The organism is Allobosea sp. 47.2.35, from assembly GCF_024655635.1.
Taxonomy (GTDB): Bacteria; Pseudomonadota; Alphaproteobacteria; order Rhizobiales; family Beijerinckiaceae; genus Allobosea.
The window spans coordinates 35,731-50,014 of the sequence record NZ_JANLGI010000004.1 but is presented as its reverse complement, the minus strand read 5'-3'; the positions used below and the strand labels follow the sequence as shown (position 1 = coordinate 50,014).

The window sequence follows — 14,284 nt, the reverse complement described above, 5'->3', positions numbered from 1 at the left end:
CGAGGCGCAGCCATTCGATGTCATGATGGCGATTTACAGGCTGCTCGCTCCTGCTAGCTTTAACCAAGGTTAATCCACAGGGGCCTTCGAATGACGTCCGCATTGTCCACCATCGGCACACCGAACGACCTTGAAGCCTACTGGATGCCGTTCACGGCCAATCGGTCGTTCAAGAAGAACCCGCGCATGGTCGCCCGCGCCGAGGGCATGTTCTACTACACGCCCGACAACAAGCCGGTCATGGACGGTACGGCCGGCCTGTGGTGCTGCAATGCCGGCCATGCCCGCGAGCCGATCATCCAGGCGATCCAGGCGCAGGCACGCGACCTCGACTACGCCCCGTCCTTCCAGTACGGCCACCCCAAGGTCTTCGCCGCCGCGGCCCGGATCGCGGCGCTGGCGCCGGGCGATCTCGACCATGTCTTCTTCGCGGGTTCCGGCTCGGAGGCCGCCGATTCGGCGCTCAAGATCGCGCTGGCTTACTGGAACGTCTCGGGCAAGGCGGCCAAGACCCGCCTGATCGGCCGCGAGCGCGGCTATCACGGCGTCGGCTTCGGCGGCATCTCGGTCGGCGGCATGTCGAACAACCGCAAGTTCTTCGGCTCGCTGCTCACCGGCGTCGACCACCTCGCCCACACTTACGACCGCGAGAAGCAGGCCTTCAGCAAGGGCGAGCCGGACTACGGCGCGCATTTCGCCGATGACCTCGAACGCATCGTCGCGCTGCACGACGCCTCGACCATCGCCGCCGTGATCGTCGAGCCGATGGCGGGTTCGACCGGCGCGCTGCCGCCGCCGAAGGGCTATCTCAAGCGCCTGCGCGAGATCTGCGACAAGCACGGCATCCTGCTGATCTTCGACGAGGTCATCACCGGCTTCGGGCGCCTCGGCTTCGCCTTCGCCGCCGAGCGCTACGGCGTGATCCCCGACATGATCACCTTCGCCAAGGGCGTCACTTCCGGCACCGTGCCGATGGGCGGCGTGATCGTGCGCAAGCATATCTACGACGCCTTCATGGGCGGGCCGGACAACGTCATCGAGCTGTTCCACGGCTATACCTATTCGGGGCATCCGCTGGCGGCGGCGGCTGCCCTCGCATCGCTCGACATCTATCGCGAGGAAGGGCTGTTCGAGCGGGCGCGCGCCATGGAAGGCGCCTGGGCCGATGCCGTGATGAGCCTGAAGGGCGAGCCCAACGTCGTCGACATCCGCACGCTCGGCATGGTCGGCGCCGTCGACCTCGCCCCGCGCGCGGAAGGCCCCGGCAAGCGCGGCTACGAGGTGATCGAGCGCGCCTTCCACGAGGAAGGGCTGATGATCCGCACTGCCGCCGACACAATCGCCTTCTCGCCGCCGCTGATCATCACCGAGTCGCAGATCGACGAGTTGATCGGCAAGTTGCGCCGGGTGATCCGGTCGGTCGCGAATTAGCTCGGGCAGGAACGCCCGCGTGACCAGCCGCAGAAGACAGAAGGGCCCCCGCCCGGGGGTGGCGCCCCTTCGCGCATTTGTCAGCGCGCGACGCGCCAGCCGATGAGCAAAGCCAGCAAGGCCGGCACGGCGAAGACCAGAACGAGGATCGGCAGTTCCTCACGCACGGAATAGCCCGCCTTGGTGACGCCGACCCACATGTTGACCAGCGCGACTGCAAGCCAGAGCAGCACGAAGAACTTGGCTGCGAGACCATAATCCGGCTGGGCCCCACCCCACAGCTTGCCGAAGAGCAGGAACAGGCCGAGCAGTACCACACCGCCGCCGATGACCATCGCCACGTGCATATGCCCGCTCCTCACCGTCGAACGAACGGAAACAGATTCTGCGAAACCTACGACGCCCGAAAGAAGGCAGGCGAACCTCGCCTGCGCTCAACCCCGGCGCAGCTTGTTGTACCGCGCAACCAGCCTGTCGCGCTTCAGCCGCGACAGGCGGTCGATCCAGAAGATGCCGTCGAGCTGGTCGATCTCGTGCTGATGGCAGACGGCCAGCAGGCCGTTCGCTTCCTCGACATGCTCCACCCCGTCGAGATCGTGATAGCGCACGCGGACATGGGCGTGGCGCTCCAGCTCATCGGTGATGCCGGGCATCGAGACGCTGCCCTCGACGTGGCGGATGGTCTCGCGCGAGACGCCATCGAGAACCGGGTTCACGTAGGTCCGGACGCTGCCCGGCACCAGCTCCAGCACCACCAGCCGCAGCGACACACCGACATGCGGCGCGGTGATGCCGATACCGGGTGCCTCCCGCATCGTGTCGAGCAGATCGGCGGCAAGCTCGCGCAGATCGGCATCGAAACGCGTGACGGGGGTAGCCGCCACGCGCAGGCGTGGGTCGGGAAAGCTCAGGATCGGCCTTGATGACATATGCTTGTTACGACCCTGCGCTCATGCCCCGCTCCCGGTCGTCGAAACCGGCCCCCACCGGCACACCGCTTGCCGATGCCGCCGAAGAACACATCATTCGATCGAACGACGACACATACTCCGTAGGCCTGTCGCCGATCCGACAGCAAGCTCACTTCGTGGTGTAGCCGCCATTCACGAGGATGGTCTGGCCGGTCATCCACCAGCCGTCCGAGACGAGGAACCGAATCCAGGGCACGATGTCCTCGATATCGGTCAGCCCGGTCTTCGAGAAGGGCGAGAGCGCGGCGGCCGTCTTGTGATAAGCGACCGCGTCGGCGCCCTCGGCCGGATAGAAGAACGGCGTGTCCATCGGACCGGGGCCGATCGCGGTGACCGAGATGCCGCGTGCGCCGAATTCCTTGGAGGCCGCGCGGGTATAGTGCTCGACCGGTGCCTTGGTGCCGGCATAGCTCGCATAGAAGGGCGTGAAGGCGCCAAGCAGCGAGGTCACCAGCGTGCAGACCTTGCCGTTGTCGTTCACCTGTTTACCGGCCTCCTTGAGGAAGAAGAACGCCGTCTTGGAGTTGACCGCGCTCATCTCGTCGAACTCGGCCTCGCTGATCTCGACCATCGGCTTCTTCAAGACCTTGCCCACCGTGTTCACGGCAATGTCGATCGAGCCCATCGCCGCCTTGGCCTCGGTGAAGAGCTTCTCCATGGCGGCAGCCGAGGTCAGGTCGGCCTGGAAGGCATAGGCTTGCGCGCCTGCCGCCTTGATCGCGGCCAATGTCTTCTCAGCCTCGGCCTTGGCCGGAGCGCTGTTGTAATGGATAGTGACGGCCTTCGCGCCCTGCGCCGCCAGGTCCTTCGCCAGCAGGCCACCGAGATTCTTGGCGCCACCGGCGATCAGAACCGTCTTACCCTTGATGCCGTGATCGGCCATCGCATGCTCCTGTTCGCTTGCAATCGATGGCCACAAGATATCGTCCTGAAATTGGCTATAAAGATTTCAATCAGGACATCACTGGTCAGAAATCACGAACAATCAGGGTGCCGATTTGGACCGCATCGACCTTTTCCGCATCTATGCCCGCGTCGTCGAATGCGAGAGCTTCACCCAGGCCGCCAAGGCACTCGGGCTGCCGCGGTCCTCGGTCTCTGCCGCGGTCGCAGCGTTGGAACAGCGGATCGGAACAAGGCTGCTCCAGCGCACGACGCGGCGCGTCTCGGCGACACCGGACGGCGCGGCCTTCTATGAGCATTGCGCGAGGCTTGTCGCCGATGTCGAGGAAACCGAGGCGCTGTTCCGCCATAGCGCCGCAAGGCCGGCCGGGCGGCTCAGGATCGACGTACCCGGTCGGATCGGACGCCTGATCATCGCGCCGGCCCTATCCGATTTTCTGGCGCGATATCCCGAGATCGATATCGAGCTCAGCGTCACCGACCGGGCGAGCAACCTGATCGAGGACGGCATCGACTGTGTGCTGCGCGTTGGCCCCCTGAGCGATTCAGGTCTGATCGCGCGCTCGGTCGGAGAATTGCCGCTGATCAATGTCGCCAGTCCCGGCTATCTCGATGCGCATGGCACGCCCGCGCATCCCGGCGAACTCGATGGGCACAGGGCCGTCAACTACGCCTCGCCGACGACGGGGCGGATCGAGCCCTGGGAATGGCTGGAGGATGGCGCGCTTCACGGCCGCGTCCTGCCGGGCCGCGTCACCGCCAACAGCGCCGAAGCCTATATCGCCTGCTGCCTCGCCGGGCTCGGCCTGATCCAGATCCCGGCCTATGACGTGGCCGAGCATCTCGCTGCGGGCGATCTCGTCGAGGTCATGTCCCGGCACCGGGCCGCGCCGATGCCGATGACATTGCTCTATCCCCACCGCCGGCACCTGTCACGCCGGCTGCAGGTCTTCGCGGACTGGCTCGTGGCGCTGCTGCGCACGCGGCTGGCGAACTGAGCCCTGGGGCACTGCCACGTTTCTCCGAAACGCGTCAGTGCTCCAGACTTTTGTTTTATCGCATTTTCTTCACGCGAACCGGTATCCACTTCGCTCGAAAATGCTCTGGCTCAGGCCGCCTTCTTCTCGGCCGTGCCGTAGAAGCTCTCGCCGGTCTTGGCCATCCGCTTCAGGAGGCGGTTCGGCTTGAAGCGCTCGCCATGGGCCTTGGCCAGCTTCTCGCAGAGCTTCACGAAGGCGGCCGCGCCCATGTTGTCGATATAGGAGAGCGTGCCGCCCGAGTAAGGCGCGAAACCGAAGCCGATGATCGAGCCGACATCGGCCTCGCGCGGATCGGTGACGACGCCTTCCTCATAGGTCTTGGCGGCTTCCAGCGCCTGCGTCACCAGGAGGCGGTGCTTCAGCTCCTCCATGTCAACGCTCTCGGGATCGAGCCGCTTGCCGACGAGATCGACGAGGCCCGGCCAGAGGCGCTTCGGCCCGGCTTCCGGATAGTCGTAGAAGCCCTTCTTGTTCTTGCGGCCAAGGCGGCCATGCTTCTCGACCATGTCGGCGAGCAGCTTCTCCTGCGCCGGATCGACCGCACCGTCGCCGAGCTGGGCCTTGGTCGCCTTCAGCACCTTGTAGGCGAGATCGACCGCGACCTCGTCATTGAGCGAGAGCGGGCCGACCGGCATGCCGGCCTGCTTGCCCGCGGCCTCGATCATCGCCGGGGGCACGCCCTCCATCAGCATCAGATGGCCTTCGCGGATATAGTTGCCGACGCAGCGATTGGCGTAGAAGCCGCGGGTGTCGTTGACGACGATCGGCGTCTTCTTGATGGCACGGACGAAGTCCAGCGCCATGGCGAGCGCCTTCTTGCCGGTCTTCTTGGCCATGATGACCTCGACCAGCAGCATCTTCTCGACCGGCGAGAAGAAATGGATGCCGATGAAGTTCTTCGGCCGCTGGCTGGTCTGGGCTAGGCCGGTGATCGGCAGCGTCGAGGTGTTGGAACCGAAGATCGTGCGCGGGCCGACCACGGCCTCGACCTTGGCGATGACCTCGGCCTTGACCTTCGGGTCCTCGAACACGGCTTCGACGATCAGGTCGCAGCCCTTGAGATCCGCATAATCGGCCGAGGCCTTGATGCGGCCGAGCAGCGCGTCGCGGTCGGCGGTCTTGGCGCGGCCTTTCATGATCTGGTCGGAAACCAGCTTGTGGGAATAGGCCTTGCCCTTCTCGGCCGCCTCGAGGTCCTTGTCGACCAGCACGACCTCCAGGCCGGCATTGGCGGTGACATAGGCGATGCCGGCGCCCATGAAGCCCGCGCCGATGACGCCGACCTTCTTGAGCTTGGAGGGCGGCACGTCGGCCGGGCGGCGGGCGCCCTTGTTCAGTTCCTGCATCGAGACGAAGAGCGAGCGGATCATCGAGGCCGCCTCCTTCGTCCTGAGAATCTTGGCGAAGTAGCGGCTCTCGACCTTGAGGCCGAGATCGATCGGCAGCTGCAAGCCCTCATGGACCGCGCAGAGGATGGCGCGCGCGGCCGGGTAATTGTCGTTGGTCTCGCGGCGGTAGATCGCGTTGGCCGGCGGCCAGATCTGCATGCCGGCCGGCGAATGCACCTTGTTGGAGGGCAGCTTGAAGCCCTTCTGGTCCCAGGGCTGCGTCGCCTGCGGGTTGGCCTTGAGCCAGTCCTTGGCATTCTGGACGATGTCGGCGCGCGGCGCGACGGCATGGACGAGGCCGGAATTGCGGGCCGGCAGCGCCTTCACCTGCTCGCCCTTGAACATCATCTGGAGCGCGTCACCGGTCTGCATCAGGCGCGCCACGCGCTGGGTGCCGCCGGCGCCGGGGAAGAGCCCGACCTTGATCTCGGGCAGGCCGACGCGGGTCGAGGCATCGTCCGAGACGACGCGGTACTGGCAGGAGAGCGCGAGCTCGAAGGCGCCGCCGAGGCAGACGCCGTTGATCGTCGCGGCGAAGGGTTTCCCGCAGGTCTCGAGCTTGCGATAGAGCAGCGAGAGCTTGCGGCTCTCGTCGAAGAAGGTCTGCATCGCGACCGCCTCGCCCTTCTCCCTGGCGAGCTTCACATAGAGGTCGCGCAGGCCCTGGAGCATGGTGAGGTCGGCGCCGCCGGAGAAGCTCTCCTTGCCGGAGGTGATGACGCAGCCCTTGATGGCTTCATCGCCCGCGACCTTGTCGACGATCTGGTTGAGCTCTTCCATCACCTCGGGGGTGATGACGTTCATCGAGCGGCCCGGCATGTCCCAGGTCGCGACGGCGATGCCGTCGGCGTCGGTCTCGAAGCGGAAATTGGTGAGGTTCATGTTCTCTCTCCCTACGCTTCAGCTCAGACGCGCTCGATGATGGTGGCGACGCCCATGCCGACGGCGACGCAGAGCGTCACCAGCGCGGTCTGCTTGTCCTGCCGCTCCAGCTCGTCGAGCACGGTGCCGAGCACCATCGCGCCGGTCGCTCCGAGCGGATGGCCCATGGCGATGGCGCCGCCGTTCACGTTCAGTATGGCGTCATCGATGTCGAGCGCCTGCTGGTAGCGCAGCACGACCGAGGAGAAGGCCTCGTTCAGCTCGAACAGGTCGATGTCCTTGACGGACATGCCGGCCTTCTTCAGCACGCGCTCGGTGACGTCGACCGGGCCGGTCAGCATCAGCGCAAGGTCGGAGCCGACCGTGGCGAAGGCCTTGATGCGGGCGCGGGGCTTCAGGCCCGCAGCCTTGCCGGCCTTCTTCGAACCGACCAGCACGGCAGCCGCGCCATCGACGATGCCCGACGAATTGCCGGCATGGTGGACGTGATTGACGAACTCGACATCGGGATGCGCCGCAGTCGCGACAGCATCGAAGCCGCCCATCTCGCCCATCTGGACGAAGGAAGCCTTGAGCGAAGCCAGCGCCTGCATGTCGGTGCCGGGGCGGATCGTCTCGTCGCGGTCGAGGATGACGAGGCCGTTGACGTCGGTAACGGGGATCACCGAGCTCTTGAAGCGGCCTTCGGCCCAGGCCTTGGCGGCGCGCTGGTGCGAGCGCACGGCGAAGGCGTCGACATCGTCGCGCGAGAAGCCGTATTTGGTCGCGATCAGGTCGGCCGCGACGCCCTGCGGCATGAAATAGGTGTCGATGGCGACGCTGGGATCGACCGCGATGCCGAAGCCCGAGGCGCCCATGCCGACGCGGGACATCGACTCGACGCCGCCGCCGATCGCCATCTCCTTCTGACCGGACATGACCTGCGCCGCGGCAAGGTTCACCGCATCGAGGCCCGAGGCGCAGAAGCGGTTGATCTGGACGCCCGGCACTTCCTTGCCGTAGCCGGCCTTGAGCGCGACGGTGCGGGCGATATCGGCGCCGGCCTCGCCGACCGGATCGACGCAGCCCATCACCACGTCCTCGACGAGGAGCGGATCGAGATCGTTTCGGTCCTTGATCGCGCGCAGGGCCTGGGTGCCGAGCTCGATCGCGGTGACTTCGTGAAGCGAACCGTCAGCCTTGCCCTTGCCGCGCGGCGTCCGGACGTGATCGTAGATGAATGCGTCTGCCATCGAGGGATCTCCCTGGCCTGCCGCGACCCGGCGGCTTGTTTTCCTGCCGGACGTCGTGGTCGGCTTGGCCCGACCATCTTCCTATCCAGCGAACTCATCAAGGGCTGCCCGGGCCAGGCCCGGGCATGATTGTCGTTCGATCAGAACTGTTCGGCGCTCAGCGCCATGGTGGTGTCGGCGCCGGAGGTGATCCGCGCCAGATGGGCGGCGGTCTCCGGCAAGGTGCGCTCCATGAAGAAGCGGGCGGTGACCAGCTTGGCGCTCATCCGCTCGTCGGCGCCGGCCTTGAGCTTCTCCTGCGCGGCCTTGGCCATCTTCACCCACATGTAGCCGAGCGAGACGAGGCCGAGCAGATGCATGAATTCGCTGGCGCCGGCGCCGGCGTTGTCGGGCTTGGCGAGCGCATTGTTCATGAACCACATCGCCGCCTGCTGGAGATGGCCCAGCGAAACCTGCAAAGGCCCGAGCAGCGGCTTCAGCGCCTCGTCCTCGGCATTCTCCTTCAGGAAGGTGCCGACCTCGTTGAAGAAGGCCATGATGCCGCGGCCGCCGTCGCGGCCGAGCTTGCGGCCGACGAGGTCCATCGCCTGCACGCCATTGGCGCCTTCGTAGATCATGGCGATGCGGGCATCGCGGACGAACTGCTCGACGCCGGTCTCGGCGATGTAGCCGTGGCCACCGAACATCTGCTGCGCCTTCACGGCGTTGTCGAAGCCGACATCGGTGAGCACGCCCTTGAGCACCGGGGTCATCAGGCCGAGCTGGTCGTCGGCCGCCTGACGCTCGGCCGCGTCGCCGGAGCGATGGGCGATGTCGGACTTCAGCGCGTTCCAGAGCACGAAGGCGCGGGCTGCCTCGTTGAAGGCCTTGATCGACATCAGCGTGCGGCGCACGTCGGGGTGGACGATGATCGGATCGGCCGGCTTGGAGGCTTCCTTGGCGCCGGTCAGCGCACGGCCCTGCAGGCGCTCCTTCGCGTAGGCGACGGCGTTCTGATAGGCGACCTCGGACTGGGCCAGGCCCTGGATCGCGACGCCGAGGCGGGCCTCGTTCATCATCACGAACATGGCGTTGAGGCCCTTGTTCTCGGCCCCGACCAGCCAGCCCTGGGCGCCGTCGTAGTTCATGACGCAGGTCGAATTGCCGTGGATGCCCATCTTGTGCTCGATCGAGCCGCAGGAGACGCCGTTATTGGCACCGACCGAGCCGTCCGCGCCCAGCTTGTTGCGCGGCACGACGAAGAGCGAGATGCCCTTCACGCCAGCCGGCGCGCCCTCGATGCGAGCAAGCACGAGATGGATGATGTTCCCGGTGATGTCCTGCTCGCCGGCCGAGATGAAGATCTTGGTGCCGGAGATGGCATAGGAACCGTCGCCGTTCGGCACGGCCTTGGTCTTGAGCAGGCCGAGATCGGTGCCGCAATGCGGCTCGGTCAGGTTCATGGTGCCCGACCAGGTGCCGTCGATCATCTTCGGCAGATAGGTACGCTTGATCTCGTCGGAACCGTGGACATAGAGCGCGGCGATCGCGCCCATGGTCAGGCCCGGATACATCGCGAAGGCCATGTTCGCGGCCGAGGCATATTCGTTCATCACGGCGCCGAGCGTGTAGGGCAGGCCCTGACCGCCGTATTCAGGGTCCATGGCAAGGCCGATCCAGCCGCCGCCGGCATAGGCCTCATAGGCTTCCTTGAAACCCTTCGGCGTGGTGACACGGCCATCCGCATGGCGCGTGCAGCCTTCCTGATCACCGGAATAATTGATCGGCTGGAGGACTTCCTCGCAGAGCTTCGCGCCCTCGCCGAGCACGGCCTCGATCACGTCCGAAGACGCGTCGGCGAAGCCCGGCAGGTTGTTGTAGCGCTCGATGTTGAAGACGTCGTTGAGCAGGAAAAGCGTGTCATCGACGGGTGCCTTGTAGACCGGCATCTGATCCTCCCTCTCGTCGCAAAGGCGGCGCTTGATTCCTGTCGCCGCATCAAGATAGTTCATATATAAACAATCTGGATGAAGTTGCAACTGTGACGATACGATTTTGTCGGGCATGCGACGGGGAGGTGCGCTGCGCCGCGCATAAAAAAGCCCCGGCGAAAGCCGGGGCTTTGGGGATGTCGCCCTTGGCCTGCGCTGGAAAGACCCGCTCAGGCCTTCGGCATGCGTGAGAGCGAGGTCTCCAGCTCGGCGATCGCGCCTTCGATCTCGGCGCGCTGGCTGCGCAGCAACTCGAGCTGCTCGACGATCTGCTCGCGGCTGAGTTGCAGGCCGCCGACGGATGCGGCGGCATCCCCGGACGAACCCTTCTTGTCCTCATTGGCGAGCATGGCGCGGATCTCGACAAGCGTAAAACCCAGCTGCTTGCCTTTGAGGATCAGGGCGAGACGAGCCCGGTCGCGCGCCGAATAGATGCGCGTCATGCCGGAACGGCTCGGGGCGATCAGACCCCGCGATTCGTAGAAGCGCAGCGTGCGCAGCGTCACGCCGAAATCGCGGGCGAGGTCGCTGATGGTGAAATCGCCGGTCTGTTCGGCGTCGGCAGAGTCGGCGGCGGCGCGGGTTTCATGAATCGAGGAACCCGCCATAGCCAAGCTTTGGCGTGACATGAAAGCTGCAATCCTTGCGATTGGATCGAATCGCCGACCTTCTGGCGGCATCGATCGATGGCCCAGTGATAGGGTGGGAGCTCTCGCTGCGTCAGGTAATACGTCGCAGGCCCGGGGTAAGTTACCGTTACATGCCCCGGAAAGGCGCCTTCCCATGGGTCATTCGGGAAAAATTAACGATCGGAACCCCGGTTATTAACCTGCTGTTTACCATGCCAGCCAAATGTCGGGAACGCGCATCGGCGTCGTGGCTTCGTCAACGGTAATTTCACGATCTGCCAAGGTTCGCGCGGAAGGCGACGGCACCAGGGGGCCTCGCCTGCCGCAGACAAGGTCCCCTTAGGCGAGCGAGATCATGGCCAACAGCTTGCCCTGGAGCGTGAAGGGCGTCGATCCCCGGACGCGCGATGCGGCAAAGGCGGCTGCCCGCCGGGCCGGCATGACGCTGGGCGAATGGCTCGACCACAAGATCCGCGACGAGAGCGAGGAAGCCCTTGCCCCGACGCCGCCGGAACAGCTCGACATCGCCGCCTTGTCGGAGCGGCTGGCGCGCCTGTCGCAGGGCCGGATGGACACGGCGCCGCGGCAGCCGGAGCCGGCCCCGTCGCGCGAGGCGATCGACAGCCTCGTCGGCCAGGCCGCCGCCCTCGAAAGCATGACCCGCGAAGCCAATGCCCGGACCGCCGGCGCGCTGGATTCGATCACCCGCTGGATCGAGAAGACCGAAGACCGCATGTCGTCGAGCGAGCGCGGCTCGGCCGAACGGCAGGAGCGCGCTACCAACGTCATCGCCGACGCCATCAAGACGATGGGCGAGCGCATCGCCGAGATCGAGCGCCGTAGCCTCGAAGCCCAGCAGCCCCGCGTCGAGCAGGCGCCCCGCCTCGCCTTCAGCCGCGAGGGGCTTGCCGCCGCCGTCACCGATATCCGCACGCGCCAGCGTTTTCTCGACACCGAAGAGGCCGTGGCCGCCCGCCCATCTGCGGTCGCGCCCGAACGCATCTCGGCCTTGCGCGAGGACCTGCGCGAGATCGGCTCGCGCCTCTCCTACGAAGGCCGTCGTCCGGCTCAATCGCAGCGACCGGCTGCCCCGGTGCGCGTCGACACCAGCGCCATCGAGGCCAAGATCGGCCTGCTGGCCGAGCGTCTCGACAGGCTCGACCGGCGGGACCAGTTCGAACCCCTGCTCAAGCCGCTCACCCGGATCGAGGCCGAAGTGTCGCGACTGTCGCAGGACCGCGCCGGCGAGAGCTACCAGCGCTTCCAGCTCGAGATCGCGCATCTCGCTGCCAAGGTCGATGCGCTGGCCACCCGCGGCGGGCAGGTCGCCAATCTCGACCCGGTCCGACGCGACATCGCCGAACTGAGGGACCTCCTCGGTGCCGGCGGGCAGGACCACAAGCTGGAGAACCTCTCCGAGCAGGTCGCCACGCTCGGTTTCGAGATCGGGCGGCTGCGCGACGTCCAGCCCGACATGAGCGAGTTGCGCAGCCTGGCGAGCGCGATCGACGACGTGCGCGGCGCCGTGCTGTCGCAGCGCGGCGAGATTCCCGGCGCCGGCCTGCTGACCTCGCTGGGCACCCAGATCGACGCCCTCTCGCACAAGTTCGACGCGATCGCCTCGCAGAAGCTCGACGAAGCGGCGTCCCAGCGCCAGAGCGACTACCTCGCCAGCCGTATCGACTCGCTGCAGCACCGGATCGAGACGCTGGCCGAGCAGGGCCCCTCCGCCGTCACCCGCCAGATCGAGGCGCTCTCCGGCCGGATCGAGAGCCTCGCCGCTTCGAGCCAGCTGACCCGGATGGTCGGCGATGGCGCGGCCCCGGTCGACCTCAACCCGATCGAGCAGATGCTGAAGCATCTCGCCGAGAAGATCGACGAGGCCGGCGCGCCCGGCGCCAACGCCGAATCCTTCGATGCGCTCGAACGGCAGATTTCCGGCATCGCCAGCCGCCTGGACGAAGCGTCCGCCACCCGCTCCGCCGAGAACGGCATGGAGCGCACGCTGCAGGACCTCGTCGTGCACCTGCGCTCGATGCGCGAGGAGACCGCCGCCGAACGGGCCGCGCTGGTTCAGGCGGCGAGCACCGCGGCGCCCGGAAAGGGCATTGCCGAACTGTCGAGCCTGGTCACCGGGCTGCACGACACCCACGCCTCGTCCGATCGCCAGACCCGCGATGCGCTTGGCGCCGTCCACGGCTCGCTCGAGACGATCATGTCGCGGCTCGCGAGCCTCGAAGCCGAACTGCACGGCGAGCGGCGTCCGCCGGCAGGTACGCTCGCCGCCGCGATGCGCGGCGACGACTCCCTCGTCCAGGCCAAGCCGGCCCCTGCTCCCAGGCGTGACGGCGCAAGCCTTTCGGTCGGCGCCGCCGCGCAGGACCGTTTTGCCGCGCCGGCAAGCGAGCCCGTCCGCACCGAGCCGGCCCTGCCGGCGGCCAGCACCGCCTTCGACATGCCGCTCGAGCCCGGCTCCGGGCGCCCGCGTCCCGAAGCCGCCGCCGCTGCGGGCCAGGACCCGCAATCGGTGCGCCAGAGCCTGATCGCCGCCGCGCGGCGTTCCGCCAAGGCCGCCAGCGAGGCGGCCGCTTCCGCGCCTGCGCCCGCCGCCGAGCCGTCGACCAAGAGCCCCGGCCGCCTCAAGGAGATCCTGGAGAAGCGCAAGCGCCCGCTCTTGCTCGGCCTTGCCGCGCTGATCCTCGCCATGGGCACGGCGCATCTCGTGACGAATTCGCTGCGCGGCGATGGCGACAAGACCGCCAATAGCGAAGCCCGCAGCCTGATCGCGCCGCCGGCCATCCAGCCGGAAGCGCCTGCCGCTCCGGCCCAGGACCCCGCCAAGGACCAGTCCTCGGCGCTGCCTGCCGCCCCACAGGAGGCCCCGGCCCAGCCGGCGGCCAGCAATGCCGCGCCCGAGCGCTCCGTCACTGCATCGGCTGCTCCCGCGGCGCCAGTCGCGCCCGAAGCCGCCCCTGCAGCGGCTCCTCCCGAGCAGGCTCAGGCCGTGACCGGAATCGGCGACCTGCCGGCGGGGTTCGGCAGCGCCGGACTGCGCAAGGCAGCCCAGGATGGAGACGCGCGCGCGGTCTACGAACTTGCGAGCAAGGCGGCCGACGGCCCGGCCAACCAGCGCGACGCCAAGCTCGCGCTGCGCCTGTTCGAACGCGCGGCGGTCGCCGGGCTCGCGCCCGCCCAGTTCCGCGTCGGGAACATGTTCGAGAAGGGCATCGGCACGCAACGCGACCTGTCGCTTGCGCGGGTCTGGTACCAGCGCGCCGCCGAGCGCGGCAACGCCAAGGCGATGCACAACCTCGCCGTGCTGCATGCCGAGGGCATCGCCGGCAAGCCGGACTATGCCATGGCGGCGGAATGGTTCCGCCGCGCCGCCGAACTCGGCGTCCGTGACAGCCAGTACAATCTGGCCGTGCTGCTCGGGCGCGGCCTCGGCGCGCCGACCGATCTTGCCCAGTCCTTTGTCTGGTTCTCGGTCGCGGCGGCCCAGGGCGACGAGGATGCCGGCCGCAAGCGCGACGAGGTGGCCCAGCGCATGAAGCCCGAGGAGCTCACCGCGGCCAAGGGGCTGGCGTCGGGCTGGAAGCCCCGGACGCTCGACGCTGCCGCCAACGAAGTTGCTCCGCCGGCCAAGGGCTGGGATTCCCAGCCCACCGCGGCGGTGGCCAAGCCGGCAAAGCCGTCCCGATCCTGAGCCGCATCGCGCAACGTCATGCTTTCGACGTGTTGACGCGAGACTAAGAACGATCGTTTCCTAGGACGGGCCGGAAACGGCCCGTCTTTCCATTTCAAGACCTTGTCTTAACCCGGACAGCCTAGTCTGGGG

At 66.9% G+C, this 14,284-nt stretch carries 10 protein-coding genes; 3 read left to right on the top strand and 7 right to left on the bottom strand.

Annotated features, from left to right (window positions below; translation table 11 throughout):
• Positions 1 to 90 precede the first annotated feature (90 nt).
• Entirely contained in the window at positions 91 to 1,431 is a 1,341-nt protein-coding gene (aptA, locus tag NUV79_RS07230; RefSeq protein WP_257732399.1) for an omega-aminotransferase AptA, read from the top strand.
• An 80-nt stretch (positions 1,432 to 1,511) separates the two neighbouring features.
• Here aptA and NUV79_RS07225 read toward each other — a convergent pair whose 3' ends face one another.
• The 3 genes from NUV79_RS07225 to NUV79_RS07215 all read right to left on the bottom strand — a co-directional run bounded on the left by NUV79_RS07225 (position 1,512) and on the right by NUV79_RS07215 (position 3,285).
• Positions 1,512 to 1,778 (bottom strand): hypothetical protein, encoded by a 267-nt coding sequence (locus NUV79_RS07225; protein ID WP_257732398.1) that lies wholly within the window; start codon positions 1,776 to 1,778, stop codon positions 1,512 to 1,514.
• A gap of 87 nt (positions 1,779 to 1,865) precedes the next feature.
• A complete protein-coding gene (locus tag NUV79_RS07220) occupies positions 1,866 to 2,360 on the bottom strand; it encodes a peptide deformylase (RefSeq protein WP_257732397.1) in 495 nt (164 codons plus the stop codon).
• 151 nt (positions 2,361 to 2,511) lie between these two features.
• On the bottom strand, positions 2,512 to 3,285 hold the full coding sequence (locus NUV79_RS07215) for an SDR family oxidoreductase (protein WP_257732396.1): 774 nt from the start codon (positions 3,283 to 3,285) through the stop codon (positions 2,512 to 2,514).
• Positions 3,286 to 3,400: 115 nt separating this feature from the next.
• Between NUV79_RS07215 and NUV79_RS07210 the strand changes: the two genes are divergently transcribed.
• Positions 3,401 to 4,303 carry a LysR family transcriptional regulator gene (locus NUV79_RS07210; protein ID WP_257732395.1) on the top strand — a complete coding sequence of 301 codons (903 nt, stop codon included), beginning with the start codon at positions 3,401 to 3,403 and terminating at the stop codon, positions 4,301 to 4,303.
• A 110-nt stretch (positions 4,304 to 4,413) separates the two neighbouring features.
• On the opposite strand, the gene NUV79_RS07205 is transcribed toward NUV79_RS07210, so the two are convergent.
• The 4 genes from NUV79_RS07205 to NUV79_RS07190 form a co-directional block, all read right to left on the bottom strand.
• Positions 4,414 to 6,615: a 3-hydroxyacyl-CoA dehydrogenase NAD-binding domain-containing protein gene (locus NUV79_RS07205; protein WP_257732394.1), complete on the bottom strand. Its 2,202-nt coding sequence runs from the start codon at positions 6,613 to 6,615 to the stop codon at positions 4,414 to 4,416.
• 23 nt (positions 6,616 to 6,638) lie between these two features.
• Complete coding sequence (locus NUV79_RS07200) at positions 6,639 to 7,847, bottom strand: acetyl-CoA C-acetyltransferase (RefSeq protein WP_257732393.1); 1,209 nt, start codon at positions 7,845 to 7,847, stop codon at positions 6,639 to 6,641.
• A 140-nt stretch (positions 7,848 to 7,987) separates the two neighbouring features.
• On the bottom strand, positions 7,988 to 9,775 hold the full coding sequence (locus tag NUV79_RS07195; RefSeq protein ID WP_257732392.1) for an acyl-CoA dehydrogenase C-terminal domain-containing protein: 1,788 nt from the start codon (positions 9,773 to 9,775) through the stop codon (positions 7,988 to 7,990).
• Between the two features lie 212 nt (positions 9,776 to 9,987).
• Positions 9,988 to 10,446: a MerR family transcriptional regulator gene (locus tag NUV79_RS07190; protein ID WP_257732391.1), complete on the bottom strand. Its 459-nt coding sequence runs from the start codon at positions 10,444 to 10,446 to the stop codon at positions 9,988 to 9,990.
• 355 nt (positions 10,447 to 10,801) lie between these two features.
• Between NUV79_RS07190 and NUV79_RS07185 the strand changes: the two genes are divergently transcribed.
• Positions 10,802 to 14,152, top strand: a complete 3,351-nt coding sequence (locus NUV79_RS07185; protein ID WP_257732390.1) for a hypothetical protein — start codon at positions 10,802 to 10,804, stop codon at positions 14,150 to 14,152.
• Positions 14,153 to 14,284: the final 132 nt, after the last annotated feature.

Coding starts and splice junctions, on each gene's coding strand:
- NUV79_RS07225 (WP_257732398.1), bottom strand. CDS start 1,778: ATGCACGTGGCGATGGTCATCGGCGGCGGTGTGGTACTGCTCGGCCTG.
- NUV79_RS07195 (WP_257732392.1), bottom strand. CDS start 9,775: ATGCCGGTCTACAAGGCACCCGTCGATGACACGCTTTTCCTGCTCAAC.
- NUV79_RS07215 (WP_257732396.1), bottom strand. CDS start 3,285: ATGGCCGATCACGGCATCAAGGGTAAGACGGTTCTGATCGCCGGTGGC.
- NUV79_RS07220 (WP_257732397.1), bottom strand. CDS start 2,360: ATGTCATCAAGGCCGATCCTGAGCTTTCCCGACCCACGCCTGCGCGTG.
- NUV79_RS07190 (WP_257732391.1), bottom strand. CDS start 10,446: ATGTCACGCCAAAGCTTGGCTATGGCGGGTTCCTCGATTCATGAAACC.
- NUV79_RS07205 (WP_257732394.1), bottom strand. CDS start 6,615: ATGAACCTCACCAATTTCCGCTTCGAGACCGACGCCGACGGCATCGCC.
- aptA (WP_257732399.1), top strand. CDS start 91: ATGACGTCCGCATTGTCCACCATCGGCACACCGAACGACCTTGAAGCC.
- NUV79_RS07185 (WP_257732390.1), top strand. CDS start 10,802: ATGGCCAACAGCTTGCCCTGGAGCGTGAAGGGCGTCGATCCCCGGACG.
- NUV79_RS07200 (WP_257732393.1), bottom strand. CDS start 7,847: ATGGCAGACGCATTCATCTACGATCACGTCCGGACGCCGCGCGGCAAG.